The organism is Candidatus Woesearchaeota archaeon (assembly GCA_016928155.1).
Classification (GTDB): domain Archaea; phylum Nanobdellota; class Nanobdellia; order Woesearchaeales; family JAFGLG01; genus JAFGLG01.
This window is the reverse complement of record JAFGLG010000002.1, coordinates 154,507-168,547: the sequence shown is the minus strand read 5'-3', so window position 1 is coordinate 168,547 and position 14,041 is coordinate 154,507. Positions and strand designations below refer to the sequence as shown.

Sequence of the window (14,041 nt, the reverse complement as noted above, 5' to 3'; positions counted from 1 at the left end):
ATTCCTTGTCCTTCGGGCATTTTGCCTTTCTCTTTGGAAAAGAGATTTATTTTGATAGGCGCAATTTCTATTCTTGATACTTCTTTCCAATCTCTTTATACGCTTCCCTAAATGGTATGCCTTGTTTTACTAACTTATAGGCTTCTTGAGTTGCATACATCTCTTTGGTTATTGCTTTTTCGCATTTTTCCTTGTTTATTTTCATGTTAACAATCACTAATGAGATTATTGTCAAGCTGTCGATCAATATTTCTAAGGAATCTATTAGTGGCCCTTTTGTGAGTTGCATATCTCTGTTATACCCAGATATAAGATTTCCAATAATGCTTTTGACCTTGAATTCGTCACCTAGAACAACATGATATTTGGCCCTAATCAACTCAAGAACATCCGGGTTCTTCTTCTGGGGCATGATAGAGCTTCCGGTACAAAATTCTGCGGGTAATTCAACATACCCGAATTCCTTCATATTAAATAGTATCAGATCGGTCGCTAATTTATTCAGATCAAACATAACTGCTGACACTGCATTCAAGATTTGGGCTTCAAATTTCCCTCTGCTTAATTGACAATATAAGGGATTTTTCATTACTTCTGAAAAATTCAATTCTTTTGCTGTCATCTCTTTATTGATTTCAAATTCAGGAACACCAAATCCAGCAGCGCTTCCTAAAGGATTTTGATCAATTAATTGAATGACCGCATCAACTATATGCAGATTGTCCTGCATTGATGCATTGAAGCCTCCAAGCCATGTTTTTATATCTGTTGGCATCGCTTTTTGCATGTGGGTATAACCAGGAATTTTTACTGAGCCATTATTTTTTATGATAAATTCTATTGAATCTGAAAAATTTTGAATCAGGTTTTTTATTTTACCCAGTTTATCTTTCTCATATAAACGCAAAGCCGTTATGACCTGGTCGTTTCTGGATCTTGCAGTCTGGATTTTTCCCCCCGCCCCGCCGCATTTTTTTACTAGGTAATTTTCTATTGCTGTATGGCAATCTTCATCATCTTGTTTAATCAGAAACTGGTTTTTTGAATCAAGCTCAATAATCTCATTTAAGCCATTGACTAATTTTTCAAGTTCTTCATCCGAAAGCAGATTTATGCTTTTCAGCATTTTTGCATGGGCTATTGATGCTAAACAATCAAATTTCACCAGTTTTTTATCCAGCTCATGATCATTTCCAACAGTGAACTTCTCGATTTCTTTTTTCAGATTAATGCCCTTATCCCATATTTTCATTGTGAGCACCTAATTTAAGCCTTAATGCATTAAGTTTTATGAAGCCTATTGCATCAGTTTGGTTATACCCTCCTGATTTATCCATGCTTGCGATGTTTTGATCGTATAATGATTTTGCTGATTCACGTCCTGTAACTAATGCATTTCCTTTGTAGAGAGTGAGATATACTTTGCCATCTATATTTTCTTGGCTTTTATCGATTGCAGCCATCAGAAACTCAAATTCCGGACTGAACCAAAATCCGTTATATATTAATTCCGCTATCTTTGGCATAAGCATATCTTTTATATGGCATACTTCTTTGTCTAATGTAATGCCTTCTATATCAAGATGCGCTTTTATTAAAATAGTGCCTGCCGGAGTTTCGTATACCCCGCGCGATTTTATGCCTACAAAACGATTTTCTACAAGATCTATCCTTCCAATGCCATTCTTAGAGGCCAATTCATTAAGATATTGGAATAATTGCAATGCTCCATCAGCCGTCTTGTTTTCAGTGAGATTAGTGACTTTAATCGGAACGCCTTTTTTGAATTCTATAATGATCCTGGTTTCTTCATCAGGTGCATTTTTTGGTGAAACTGTCTTCTTATACATATCTTCTGTTGCTTCATACTTAGGATCTTCAAGCAATCCAGCCTCATAACTTATGTGCATAAGATTATCATCCATACTATAGGGCTTCTGTAGAGTTGAATCTATTGGGATCCGCTTCTCTTTTGCATAATTAATCAGGGCAGTCCTTCCCTCAAATTGTGATAAAAACTCTTTGTCTTTCCAGGGACTGATTATTTTTGCATTAGGCATGAGTTTCATAAAAGCCAGTTCAAACCTCACTTGATCATTTCCCTTGCCCGTAGCTCCATGCGCAACTATGTTTGTCCCTTCCTTTTTGGCTATTTCTATCTGTTTTTTTGCTATTAATGGCCTCGCTAAAGAAGTCCCGAGAAGATACTTACCTTCATATACTGCATTTGCTTTCAGTGCCTGGAAAATATATTTCTGGACAAATTCTTCTTTTAAATCCTCAACATATACCTTGCTTGCTCCAATGGAAAAGGCTTTGGATTTGGCTTTATCAAAATCTTCATGCTGTCCTACATCTGCGATATAGCAAATAACTTCATATCCTTTGTCTATTAGCCATTTGAGGATTACTGATGTATCAAGCCCTCCTGAATACGCTAGTATCACTTTATTCTTCATTTTAATCAAAGATATGTGTGTGTAAGGATCTTTTATGTTTAGTGACCTAAATTGGACAGAAATAAACAACTATGTTTTAAATGGAACAAATTAGTAAATTTTATATAGTCCGGACTATATAAGCTTAATTATGAAGAAAAATACAACTGATATAACAAACGAATACATCGATAATCACCCCTACATTAAGAACTGCCTAAAAAAAGGGCTAATCAACTATTCGGCATTGGCAAGGCACATAGCTAAAGAATTGAGCATTGAGAAAAAAAGCTCTAAAGAGGCCATATTGATCGCCGCCAGAAGAAAACAAGAAAGCCTAAAGAAAGAATTCAGCCAGGAAAGAGAGATTTCAAAGCTTCTTTTTGATTCAGAGATTGAGATAAAGAACAAGGTGGTTGTATTTATTCTGGAAAAAAAGATTGACTTTGACCTACTTGAAAAAATACAGCTGAAAATAAAGAATGAGTCGGGTTTTTCTTATATCCTTGAAGGTTCTGATAATTATACTGTGATCACCCAAGAGAAATACATTCATTTGATTGAAAAAAATGTTAAGACAGCAATCATAAAGTCCAATAAGGGCATGGTGCTTATCAATATAAAATCACCAAAAAATATTGAGACAATTCCTGGAGTGGTATCCTATCTTACATCCTTGTTTGCTGAGAACGGAGTTAATATTTATGAATTTCTATCCTGCTGGACAGACACAATTTTTATTATAGACCCAAAAGACCTGAATAAGTCGATAAATTTTCTGAGATTTCAATAGGGGTTGTCTCTTAAATCTTTTTCTCAATAGTCGCTATTCGTTCAATTTATTGGACGGACTCAAAATCAACTCTGTGGACTTAGATTTCCCAAATTTCTTATGGGAAAAGGATGGAACCTGACTCTGCTTCAATATTACTCAGCTGAAGTCCATTATCAATAACAAAACAAAAATAAATCAGTAATTCTCTTCCTTTATCTCGTAGTATGCCTGGGGGTGCCTGCATGCAGGGCATTTGTCCGGCGCTTCCTTGCCTTCATGGACATATCCGCAGTTCCTGCATTTCCACCTGACTATCCTGTCTTTCTTGAACACAGTCCCGTTCTTCACATTCTCAAGCAGCTTCCTGTATCTCTTCTCATGCTCTTCTTCCACTTCTGCTATCTCCTTGAATGAGTCTGCGATCTCATCGAATCCTTCTTCTCTTGCTGTCTTCTCGGATTCCGGATACAATATGCCCCACTCCTCTTTCTCTCCTTCTGCTGCAGAGAGCAGGTTCTCTGCTGTTGTTCCTATCTTCCCTGCAGGATATGTCGCTGTTATCTCTGTCATGCCACCTTGGAGATACTTGAAGAATATCTTTGCATGCTCTTTCTCATTCTCTGCAGTCTCAAGGAAGATCGCGCTTATCTGCTCAAACCCTTCTTTCTTTGCAGCTGATGCGAAATAAGTGTACCTGTTCCTCGCCTGGCTTTCGCCGGCAAATGCTTTCAGGAGATTCTTCTCTGTTTTGCTTCCTTTTAGATTGGTCATGTTCCCACCTCGTAATCCTTTTTTTCGCTCAAAATTTATTAATCTTTTGGAATGCATTGTCCGGATTATTGTTAGTTGTCAGTTATCCGCCATACCTTATGTTATCACATAACCTTTATAAACAACATTCCTATTAAGCATCTCCAAGAGGTGATTGTCACGAAAAGGCTCGTATTCATATCCATCTTATTGCTTCTCATTTTCCCCATTTTGTCATCTGCAGGGACCACTTGCGAATTGGATGATTGCACACTTGTCATAACGATAAAAATAGCATTCCAGGGTGCTACCCAGGATTACATGAACCGGATGGAGAAGGAGATAGAGGATGTATGGAACAAAGGCAGCCCTGCATACGGTGACTGCAGATGCCCTGTGCGTTTTGAGGTCATCACTAACACCTCTGCTGACTGCAAGAACTCTCCGCCTCAGGGCTGGCATTGCATTATGGTCACTGATTATAATAATAACCCACCGAGGAACCAGACCAACTGGACCGGTGCCGAGTTCTACATGGGTTACATGTACAATGTCTCGAGGACTGGTGGGGATACTCAGGGCTGGTGGTCCAATCTGATGTCAAGGCCTATCGGTGATGGTACAGGCAATACTTATCTTGATGCAGCCCATGAGGCAGGCCACATGATGGGCCTGAATGATACTCAGCATGGGGGCTTGATGACCCATACTTTCGGGCCTAATGCGACTGTGAATCAGGATCACATTGATTCTGTTGTCGAGAACATCTGCGGTGATGATGCGTGTCCGGATAGATGCTGCTGCGGCAACGGCCAGCTTGATCCGGGAGAGGGCTGTGACCCGAAATCTGATCTTGTCTGCGCTGACAATATGTACTGTTGTGAAGTATGCTGTCAGTGCCATGGCTCCTGCAATCCGAGCACAGGAGAATATTTTTCTATGGAGGACTGCAATAAGAGATGTGAAGAGGGTTCAAGATGTTATTATAATTATCAGACAAAGTGCTGGAACTGCGTGAAGCTGATAGTCATCCCTCACCCGGCTGTGTGCTCGTCTCCTGCACCACCTGTGGGCTGCGCCAATCTTCCGACAGTACAGGCAGGAGATAGTGATAAGCAGATCCCGGCTCAATGCGATAAGGACTGTGCTGCTGACGAGGCATGCTTGTTCAACTATGAGGTTCTTGAGTGGCAATGTGTGAAGATGTCTGATATTCCTGTTGTTCATGGATGCCGGGATCATGTTGATGACTGCGGATATTTTCCTGATCCGCTTCCCGGCATTGATTTGGAAGAGATCAAGCAGCTCTACAACAACAATCTCGGCCAGATCCCTGGATTCGCTAAGCTCTTTGCTGATGAGCGTATCAATCTCCAAATAATGGATGATGGCAGCTTCTTCATCCTCACACAAGATGGGCTTATCATCGACATCATCCCTGAACCTTCTCCTGATCCCACAATGCTCATCTTCACTGATGCTAACACTGTCAACTCATTGCTTTCCAAGGAGATGGGCATTGAAGAGGCCCTGGAGCAGGGATTGATCTCTTATGAGGGTGCAACTTTCAAGAATAAGATAAAGGTCGCGATTGTGGATTTCATCTATGGCCTTTTCTTCGGCCCGGTGGATGATTAATCAAGCGCTTCCCTTATGTCCTCATACACCTGGGGGTACTTGTCTATGTCAAGCATTTCTGTGTGCAGTGTTGTGAAGAATGAGCAGTTGCCTGTCATGTTGAAATTTCGGGCATGATATATCATGACATTCTCTGCAAGCACGACCCCGTCCCCGTTCCTGCCATCCATGTCGCACCCCCATCCTGTCACTGTATAGAGCTCAGCATCATCTGGCTGCAGGTTCTCGTCATTGACTTTCTTTATGAATATGGATCCTGCTGTCATGTCCCCGCATTCTTTGTTCCCGCCGAAAAGCCCGCATGCTGTCTGCGTCGATCCTGTTATTCCCTTGTTTGGTGTGCCGAGCATGATGAGCTTGTTGACCTTGTCGTCTCCGAATATCTGCATGTACCTTCGTGTAACAAGCCCGCCCATGGAGTGCGCTAGTATGTTGACTTCTGCCCTTCCTGTCTTGTAGATGACATTGTCGACGATATCTTTCAGCCTCAGTGCATAGGTGTCGATGTTCTCGCTCTTCTGCGGCGCCAGGAGATATTCCCCTTCTTCGTTGTATACGTCATAATAATATGTGGTTGTCAGGAACACCGGATTGCCTGTAAGACCGAGCCTTCCTTTTGATTCCTCGTCGAACACAACTTTCGGGCTTATGAAGCCTGCATTTATGTAGCCGTCTCCCTGAAGCTTGTTCTCTATCTTGACAAAGCTGTTGAGGGAATAGTCCGGGCTTGTCTTCATGTTGAATGCATGCCCATGCAGTATTATCAGTGGGAATGAGGCTTCATCATCTTCGCAGTCCGGATATTGGCAGCATTCCTTGCATTCTCCGAACACGCAGCACACTGCCTTATGCTCCTTGAGTGTCGGGTCTGTCAGGGTTATGTTGACGGGTGTCATGTTCAGCTCTGCCAGTGGCAGCATCAGGTTTATCCCTTCTGTGATGTCCTCTGTATTGTTGGATATGGCGCATTTATTGTGCAGGTATGTGAAATTCATTGTCTCATCAAGCTTGAGCCCGATTTTTATCATCCTTTCGCTGAGGTTTGCTATTGTCTGGTTAAGTATTATCGGCTGGTTTGCTGTCTGCCCATGGAATTCTGCATATGTCCTGTTCACAAGATAGTCTGCTCTCTTCAGGAAGTCTGTCATATTGGTCATGTCCTGTATCCCGGCTGAATATATCGCCTTCTGCTGCAGTTCAGTTAGGCTCTTGTTGCTTTCATTGGAGAATTGAAGGAAGAATATTTTTTCCCTGTCATCCCTTTCTTCTGACAGTTGGAATGCATCTTTGCATTTCTCTGTCATGCTGGTGTTTGCCTGCCTGACAATGCTTGCTGTGCATGATTCTCTCAGCTTGCAGAGCATATGGTTCTCAAGATCGATCGCTTTCAGTTCTTTGTCGATCTCTTCATGGTATCTGCCCATATCATCATGTATCTCTTTCAGGTCGCTTTCGATCATGAGCACTTCATCTTTTGTTTTGCTTGTGTTGTATGTCTTTTCTCTTATTCTCCTGATGACCTCCCTGAGGTTGGCTGCTGTCTGGTTCGCATCTTCGATGATCTCCTGTTCATTCTCATATTTCCCTATCCTGTAATAGTCTGCAAGGTCTGTGAGGTCGAATCCCGATATCCTCTGGACGATTTCATTGTGTGCTCTGGCTTCAGATTGGAGTGTCTTATTGAGTTCATCCAGTGCATGGCTGAATCCGAGGATGTCCAGCTCATATTGGCCTATCTCCTCATTGAGTTCGTCAAAAAGTAGGAGATCCCACAGTCTTATCATCTCTATGGAGTCAGATCCGAGCTTCTCAAGCATCTCTTGGTGGGCGCTAATGTTTCTCTGGAGGAGTTTTTCTTGTCTGTTTGCATTTTCCAGGCTTGAGAAGTATAGCATTGCTTTGTTGGATTCTTTTATCTTCGCTGTAAGCCTTTCTCCCAGTCTTGTTATCATGCCCTGCAGCTCCTCGCTCGGCCCGTAGTTGATTGATGCAAGTGCAGTCCTCTGGACTTCTTCCTCTCCTGTCGGGCATCCGAATTGCTTTATGTTGTGGCATTTTACTGTGAATTGGTATAATGTCTGCCCTTTTCCGTATTTTGGCGCTTTTGAGCTCCAATTCAGGACAAATGGTTCTCTTGGCTCGAGGGTTCTTGCATCTGCAAGCTCTTTTTTTCCTGTGCTCAGGTCATCGAGTGCTGCTTCACAGCTTGCTCTGCAGCTTATCTTGTTGTTTGTGCTGACTTCAAATCGGATATTGTATTGCTGCGAGTTGAAAAGTTCAAGGTTTATTGTCTCTGGTTTCAGGACAAGGACAAGATCCTCTCCGATTATGTACGATGTCTTGTATTTGGCGACTGAGAATAGTGTCAATAGAAGGATCAGTATTGCCGCTGCCCATATTATCTTCCTGTGCTTCGGCGCTTTCTTGACCTCGTCTGCGACTTCATCTGCCAGTGTCTTCTCCCTTTTTTGGGCTCTCCTCGCTTTCTTTCTTTTTGCCGGCTTTTTCATTTCAGCCTCTTCTTGACAGCATCGCTCTTCAGTTCTCGCAGTGCATCATTTGCTATCCATTTAGCTGCTCTATTGTTGATCTTCTGGATTCTTGATGCGCATTGGATTGCTTCCTTGTTGAGCATCCTGCTCCTCTTGCCTATCTGTCTGAGCGCCCAGTTGACTGCTTTCTTGACGAAATTCCTCTCATCAGTCGCTCCTCTGGCAATGTGCGGCAGGAATTTGATGAATCCCTTGTCTCCTGTCTTCTTGTCATGCACTGCAAGCACTGCCATTAGGGCATATCCTGTCCTTTTTTCGAACTCTCTCTCGCGTTTGCTCCATTCTATCGCTTTCTTGCGGGCATCAGGCAACTTGTCAAGCAGGTTCAGGCAGAATTGGTCCACTAGGTCCCATGAGTAGAATCCTTTGACAAATCTCTCAGTCTCCTTGTCAGTCAGCTTTTCAGGCTCAAGGACAAGGCAGCTCATGATCTTTGCTTCATGCACATCATGTTTCCAGAGCTCAAGCCCGAGTTCATGGTTCTTGCCGAGCTTCTTCGCAATGCTTCTTATGATCGGCATGCTCACTCCATATGCAGAGCTTGAATCTATGCCGAACCTCGCCATCCCATCTATATTGCGCTTTGAGCCGTGCTTCTTCAGCTCTCTGAGAATCTCCTGTGCCTCTTTTTTCATATATGCCTGTATCCAAGCATCCTATTTAAATTTTGTCAGAAATCAGCCGAATGGATTCCCTACATACTGCAGGACCAGCCCCAATACAATCAGCCCTATGAAGAGGAAGCTTATCATCCCCCAAATCTTGTTTGCGTGCTTCTCATTCTTCATTATCTTCTTCAGTGCTATCTGGAGCATCCTTCCCCCATCCACGATTCCGAGAGGCAATAGGTTTGCCAGCCCTATGAAGAGGTTGAGCAGGAACAGCCATTTGAACAGTCCCTTGAACCAGTAGAATGGCGCTTTCCACATGGCATATTGGGGTTTTACATCTCTCTGGTTCTCGAAGGTGCTCACGCCTATTATCCCTTTGTTCGGGTCCTCTGGCCTTGGCACTGCGGTGAATGTGAAGGATTGGTTTTTGTTGCCGACTGTTATCTCATCGCCGGGAGCTGTGCAGTAATACATCTGTTCCATGAACTTGTTCGCGTCGGCTGTCTCTTCGCCGTTGAAGTTTGTCACAAGGAACTTGTCTGGCATGCCTGCTTTAGCTGCCGGCATCTCTGGATCATTCGGTGTCATTATGAACCCTGTGGGTTCTGTTATCCTGGCCTCTATCGGCGCGAACACGAACATCATTATTAGGAGGAACACGAATCCGAGCGCGACATTTGATATCGGTCCTGCTGCGAATACTGAGTTCTGCGTCACCTCATCCCTCTTCTGCAGCACTTTCTCGTCCGGCTCCACGAATGCAGCAGGTATGATCGGCGCTATTATTGAGAATATTGCGAATCCTGAGCTCTGCACAGGCACATCATATGCCCTTGCCATCACTCCGTGGCTGAACTCATGCACGACAGCGAGGACGAATATTGCTATGATCCAGTATGTGAACGGCAGATATCCGACTCCTGGTATGTTGGTGAATGGAAGCACAAGGGCAAATCCTCCTTGGATGCTTTCAGGTGCTGTTATCATCTTGAAGATGACTATCAATATTGAGATTGAGATGTAGGCCATGCCCAGGAAAGCCAGTCCGATGCTGGCCTGCCCGAGGAGCTGTATCAGGCCCTTGTATTTCTTGCCCCATCTGTCCATCAGCTTGAGCCCGAATCCTGTCTTCCACATGATCACATAGACAACAGGCCAGAGGACTTTCTGGAGGACTACGCTCTTCCTCTTGATGATTGTGAAGATGATAAGAAAAAGGATGAAAGCGATCGCCAGTATTATGTTAAAATCCATTTTATTTCTTCTTTATGGCTCTTAGCTGTTTGCTGTTGCATTTCCTGCAGCTGACCTCTCCTCTTGCCACCTTCATGCTCGGCGCCCTTATCTTGGATTTGCATCTCCTGCAGACAAACACATTTGTATATCTCCTTTTGATTACTTCTGGGAATTTTGTCATCATTCATCTCCTTTGACTACCTGTTTCATGATCTTTGTTCCGAGTATGACCCAGTAGAGGATATTGCATCCTTCTGTGACATCCTTGACTTCTTCAGGTATCTCCATGTCGAATGTCTCGAATGTCTCATTGTCCATCACATTGGCCTTGTTGCCTGCAATCGAGAGGACTTGGGCATTCCTCTTGTCTATCAGCGGCACTTCGATGTTGTCGTGTGCCGGCAGCACGATGTTCCTTTTCTTGCCGTCTATTATCCCTACTGCATCGAATCTGACTTTTGCATGGCCGTGCTTTCCGGGCCTTGATACCTGTGTGCTCATGACTTTGCATGCTTCGCCGTCTATTATTACCAGGCTTCCTTTCTGCAACGCACCGACATGTGAGACCTTCTTTTCCATGATTCCACCTTTTTATACAACAAAATACCACTATTTGGTTTTAAATCAGTATGGTGTTTTGTTGTTCCAAAAACCATCAGTCATGGTATTTTGAGCATCAAAAACCACTTCAATTTGTGTTTTGAAGTTATAAGATTTCACCCATCAATTGACTGGTGGTTTTTGATATGATATCGCTAGAAGAAAACAGGTAATATATATAGATTTTGAAAGATGGATGACGCTTCCCAGCCTTTGTAGTGCCTGAATTCTGCCTTTTTGGGACTTTTTATCCCCTGTTGCCGAAAAATGCCCTTTTCCACATGTTCTTCCTGATGTGTCTGTTCAGTCTGCTTTCCATCTCTTCATGGCCAGGATACGCTCTCTCATCTCTCCTGAATGTGGAATTATGGTATACATTCTTGCCGTTCCATCTGTGGAACTTGTGCTTCTTGTGCAGTATCTCATGATACATCACATAGTCAAGCAGTTCAGGGTCCTCTATTAGGATGCGCGAGATCGATATCGTGTCTTTCTTGTAGTCATAGCTTCCCATCTTGTGGGTCGAGAATCTCCCGAAGACAAGGTTGGGCATCTCTATCATGCCGCTGAAGTGCTTGTCATTGACCCTGTCGAATGATTCCTTCAGGAGCGGATCGATCTTTGTCTTGGGTATCGCGATGTGGAGGTTCTTGACGAAGTTGTTGTAGAGGTCGATGTGCATTGTCCTTCGCGGCTTCTTGAAGAGCTTTGTCATGAGCTCCTGTATGATGCCCATCTGTATCTCCCTGCTGACATTCTTCCATCTCTTGCTGAGCCTGACTTCAATTGTGCTGAAGTTCATCCTGATGTTTCCGCCGTAGGGCGAGAAATTGTTGATGTATCGCAGGACTGCCTTGTAGGGCAGCTGCTTCTCGAACAGCAGTTCATATGATTCTTTCACCATCGAGGGATCTGCCACCTTGAATCCCTTGATCTCCTCCACCATCTTCCATATCGACACTAGTTTAGCACCCCGATTGAACATATGCCAGAAAAGGGATTATTAAAACCTTTTGATTGATCCCAGAAATCGTATATGAAAATTAATCAAGACGATTCTTCATTGTCATTTTCTCTTGATTCTCAGGATCCTTCAGCTCATGGAGCGATTATCATGATCTATTTGTTCTTGTAGATTTTGTCATGATGGTCAAAATCTTCAAATGATACAAGATCTTTCTCTTTATTATAACTAAAGATCAAGACAAAATGATTGATATGGACTCTTTTGGATTCTTTCATATCATATCTCAGATTTTTATAATGGTCAATATCACAGGAGAGGATCTCTTCAATTTTCTTCATCACTTTCTCGAATGTGATTTTGTCTTTTTTTGATAATTTTATTGGTTCCTTATCAAGTCTTGGTTTAATTATATATTAGGATTGTGCTTCGCACTCGATGAACGGGTTTCTCTGCATCATACTATCGCCACGTTTCACTTCGCGATTTTTTCTTGCAGAAAAAACACATAACAGCAATTATGCGCAATCCACCCTGTGCCCATACACCTTATTTTTTCTCCCTTTTGTGCCCGTAATATCTTACTTGGTCAATAATCAACCGTAACATTCTGGCTACATAATCTTTAAAATTCTCTTTATCAGCTTCCTCCAGGGTCATGTAATATTCTTCTCTTCTCCAAAATGGAATAAAGAACATTGGATAGCCATTTTTGATTAAAAGCCAATTCATGATCGCACGAGCAGTTCTTCCGTTGCCATCCTCAAACGGATGGATCCAGGCGATTTTGGCATGAATCAGGGTTGCCAGCTCAAATGGGTGGAGTTTATTCTTATTGGCACTATACCATTTATACATATTCAATAAGTGTTTTTTCACTTTCTCGTTTGAAAGTGGGGTGTGTTTAGAACCCTCAATCTTAACATCAAAAAATCGTATTCTCCCGCTATAACTAACATCAGTATTTTTTGTCAGAATACCATTCACTTTCTCTAGAAGCTTGTTGTTTAATCCTCCTTTGTATGATTTCAAGTATTCTAGACACTCCTTCCCGTTGACAGCTTCATGGTAATCAGATGCTCGCACACCAGAGGGAAGCACTCTATCTTTGAGAATAAGTGCAGTTTGTCGCAAAGTAAGCCTATTTCCTTCTATGGCATTGGTGTTGTAAGTAAATCTGATAACAAAATCATCATAAAACTTTTTCCTGATGCTTTCAGGTGTTTTCTTCACCCACTCTTTATAGCTTTCTTTTAAATCCTGCAGTGTTTCAGCATCTCTAATTGACAAATAGACATATTCTGATTTGGTCAGGCCTTCTTTTTCTGCTCTTTTCTCAATCTCTTCTGCGTGCTTCTTGATTTCTGCTTTAGTTGGCTTCTTATCTCCGACATAAATTCTGATTTTCTTCCATCTGTTAATATCTGCTCTAATGTTCTTTGTGATATAATAATATTTTTTATTCCCTCTTCTGATAGTCTCAATGTATGTCATATGATATGTATGGGCACATCAATATATAAATATTTCGTTAAGATGTGCCCGTAAGATATTATACGCAACCCAGAATTAAAAACTGGGGCTGCCCGGACATTCGCCGCATAAGCGGTTTCGAACCGGGGTCATCTGGCCCCAAACCAGAGAGGATAGTTGCTCTGGCAAAGCAAGAGCCCTGCCATCCAAGCTACCCCACAGCCCCAATAAGGTTTTCTAGGGACTCCGGACGCGAAGCGACTAGGAGTCGCTAACGCACTCAACTGACGAAACAGTTGCCCCACAGCCCCAAGGAGTATCAGATAAGCAAAACTCGTTATTTATAAAGGTTTAGAAATATTACAACAGGATCACATTCTTCAGTCCCTTGAAATCCTTGTCCTTTGTAACCAGCCTTGCCTTGGTCATCTGCGAGATCCTGTAGATGATGGCATCGATCAATGAGAACTTCTTCGCTTTCTCTCTCCTCCTGTCGCGCAGATCAGCTGCTTCGATCCAGATGTTGACATATGTTTCAAACACTTCAGAATTTTGTCTTATGCATCCCATTAATTTGCCAGCATCAAAACCATTCTTCATAGCCCAGCTGTATATTTCACCAAATGTTACATCGCTTGTTATTATGACATTTTTTGGGTTCTTGATTACTTTTGCAGCTTTCTTGCCTTCAGCACTCCCCAGAAACAATTCGATCCACGCTGAAGAATCAATGACATATTTCAATATCTGTCCTCTTTTTCCCTTATGAATGGTTTTGCTCCTCTGCATATGCCGATAAACTGGTCGATATCATATTCATTTTTGCTTATCTTTAGGTGGACAGTCTCTCCTTTCACAATGCCTAATTTCCTGACATCGCTTTTTGATATCCTGATGCCATAGCTGTTTCCCCATTCCTTGATCTGTGCCTTGACTTCCATAGTATATACATCATGTATACACATATTTAAAGCTATCGATGATAGGAATCTGATAATCAGATA

The 14,041-nt window shown here is 42.4% G+C and carries 14 protein-coding genes and 1 tRNA gene; 2 read left to right on the top strand and 13 right to left on the bottom strand.

The window, feature by feature from the left end:
- Positions 1-67: 67 nt before the first annotated feature.
- On the bottom strand, positions 68-1,252 hold the full coding sequence (gene argH, locus JW968_01120) for an argininosuccinate lyase (protein ID MBN1385560.1): 1,185 nt from the start codon (positions 1,250-1,252) through the stop codon (positions 68-70).
- Positions 1,236-2,459 carry an argininosuccinate synthase gene (locus JW968_01115; GenBank protein MBN1385559.1) on the bottom strand — a complete coding sequence of 408 codons (1,224 nt, stop codon included), beginning with the start codon at positions 2,457-2,459 and terminating at the stop codon, positions 1,236-1,238. The genes argH and JW968_01115 overlap by 17 nt, the downstream gene beginning before the upstream one ends.
- Positions 2,460-2,589: 130 nt before the next feature.
- Here JW968_01115 and JW968_01110 point away from each other — a divergent pair, with 130 nt between their 5' ends.
- The gene (locus JW968_01110) at positions 2,590-3,231 is read left to right on the top strand and encodes an ACT domain-containing protein (GenBank protein ID MBN1385558.1); all 642 of its coding nucleotides are present in this window, start codon (positions 2,590-2,592) and stop codon (positions 3,229-3,231) included.
- 177 nt (positions 3,232-3,408) lie between these two features.
- On the opposite strand, the gene JW968_01105 is transcribed toward JW968_01110, so the two are convergent.
- Complete coding sequence (locus JW968_01105; protein ID MBN1385557.1) at positions 3,409-3,984, bottom strand: rubrerythrin family protein; 576 nt, start codon at positions 3,982-3,984, stop codon at positions 3,409-3,411.
- A gap of 150 nt (positions 3,985-4,134) precedes the next feature.
- Between JW968_01105 and JW968_01100 the strand changes: the two genes are divergently transcribed.
- Complete coding sequence (locus JW968_01100) at positions 4,135-5,601, top strand: hypothetical protein (GenBank protein MBN1385556.1); 1,467 nt, start codon at positions 4,135-4,137, stop codon at positions 5,599-5,601.
- Here JW968_01100 and JW968_01095 read toward each other — a convergent pair.
- The 10 genes from JW968_01095 to JW968_01050 form a co-directional block, all read right to left on the bottom strand.
- Positions 5,598-8,111, bottom strand: coding sequence for an alpha/beta hydrolase (locus JW968_01095; protein ID MBN1385555.1), 2,514 nt, complete (start codon positions 8,109-8,111; stop codon positions 5,598-5,600). The two genes, JW968_01100 and JW968_01095, sit on opposite strands and share 4 nt — an antisense overlap.
- Positions 8,108-8,788, bottom strand: a complete 681-nt coding sequence (locus JW968_01090; GenBank protein ID MBN1385554.1) for a DNA alkylation repair protein — start codon at positions 8,786-8,788, stop codon at positions 8,108-8,110. The genes JW968_01095 and JW968_01090 overlap by 4 nt, the downstream gene beginning before the upstream one ends.
- A 42-nt stretch (positions 8,789-8,830) precedes the next feature.
- Positions 8,831-10,018 carry a site-2 protease family protein gene (locus JW968_01085; GenBank protein ID MBN1385553.1) on the bottom strand — a complete coding sequence of 396 codons (1,188 nt, stop codon included), beginning with the start codon at positions 10,016-10,018 and terminating at the stop codon, positions 8,831-8,833.
- A 1-nt stretch (position 10,019) separates the two neighbouring features.
- A complete protein-coding gene (locus JW968_01080; GenBank protein MBN1385552.1) occupies positions 10,020-10,181 on the bottom strand; it encodes a hypothetical protein in 162 nt (53 codons plus the stop codon).
- Positions 10,181-10,579 carry a translation initiation factor IF-5A gene (locus JW968_01075; GenBank protein ID MBN1385551.1) on the bottom strand — a complete coding sequence of 133 codons (399 nt, stop codon included), beginning with the start codon at positions 10,577-10,579 and terminating at the stop codon, positions 10,181-10,183. The genes JW968_01080 and JW968_01075 overlap by 1 nt, the downstream gene beginning before the upstream one ends.
- 268 nt (positions 10,580-10,847) lie before the next feature.
- Positions 10,848-11,561, bottom strand: coding sequence for a M48 family metallopeptidase (locus tag JW968_01070; GenBank protein MBN1385550.1), 714 nt, complete (start codon positions 11,559-11,561; stop codon positions 10,848-10,850).
- 552 nt (positions 11,562-12,113) lie between these two features.
- Positions 12,114-13,058 (bottom strand): Fic family protein, encoded by a 945-nt coding sequence (locus JW968_01065; GenBank protein ID MBN1385549.1) that lies wholly within the window; start codon positions 13,056-13,058, stop codon positions 12,114-12,116.
- Positions 13,059-13,141: 83 nt separating this feature from the next.
- Positions 13,142-13,263, bottom strand: a tRNA-Pro gene (locus tag JW968_01060).
- 134 nt (positions 13,264-13,397) lie between these two features.
- Positions 13,398-13,781 (bottom strand): PIN domain-containing protein, encoded by a 384-nt coding sequence (locus JW968_01055; protein ID MBN1385548.1) that lies wholly within the window; start codon positions 13,779-13,781, stop codon positions 13,398-13,400.
- Entirely contained in the window at positions 13,778-13,978 is a 201-nt protein-coding gene (locus JW968_01050; protein MBN1385547.1) for a hypothetical protein, read from the bottom strand. The genes JW968_01055 and JW968_01050 overlap by 4 nt, the downstream gene beginning before the upstream one ends.
- Positions 13,979-14,041 lie beyond the last annotated feature (63 nt).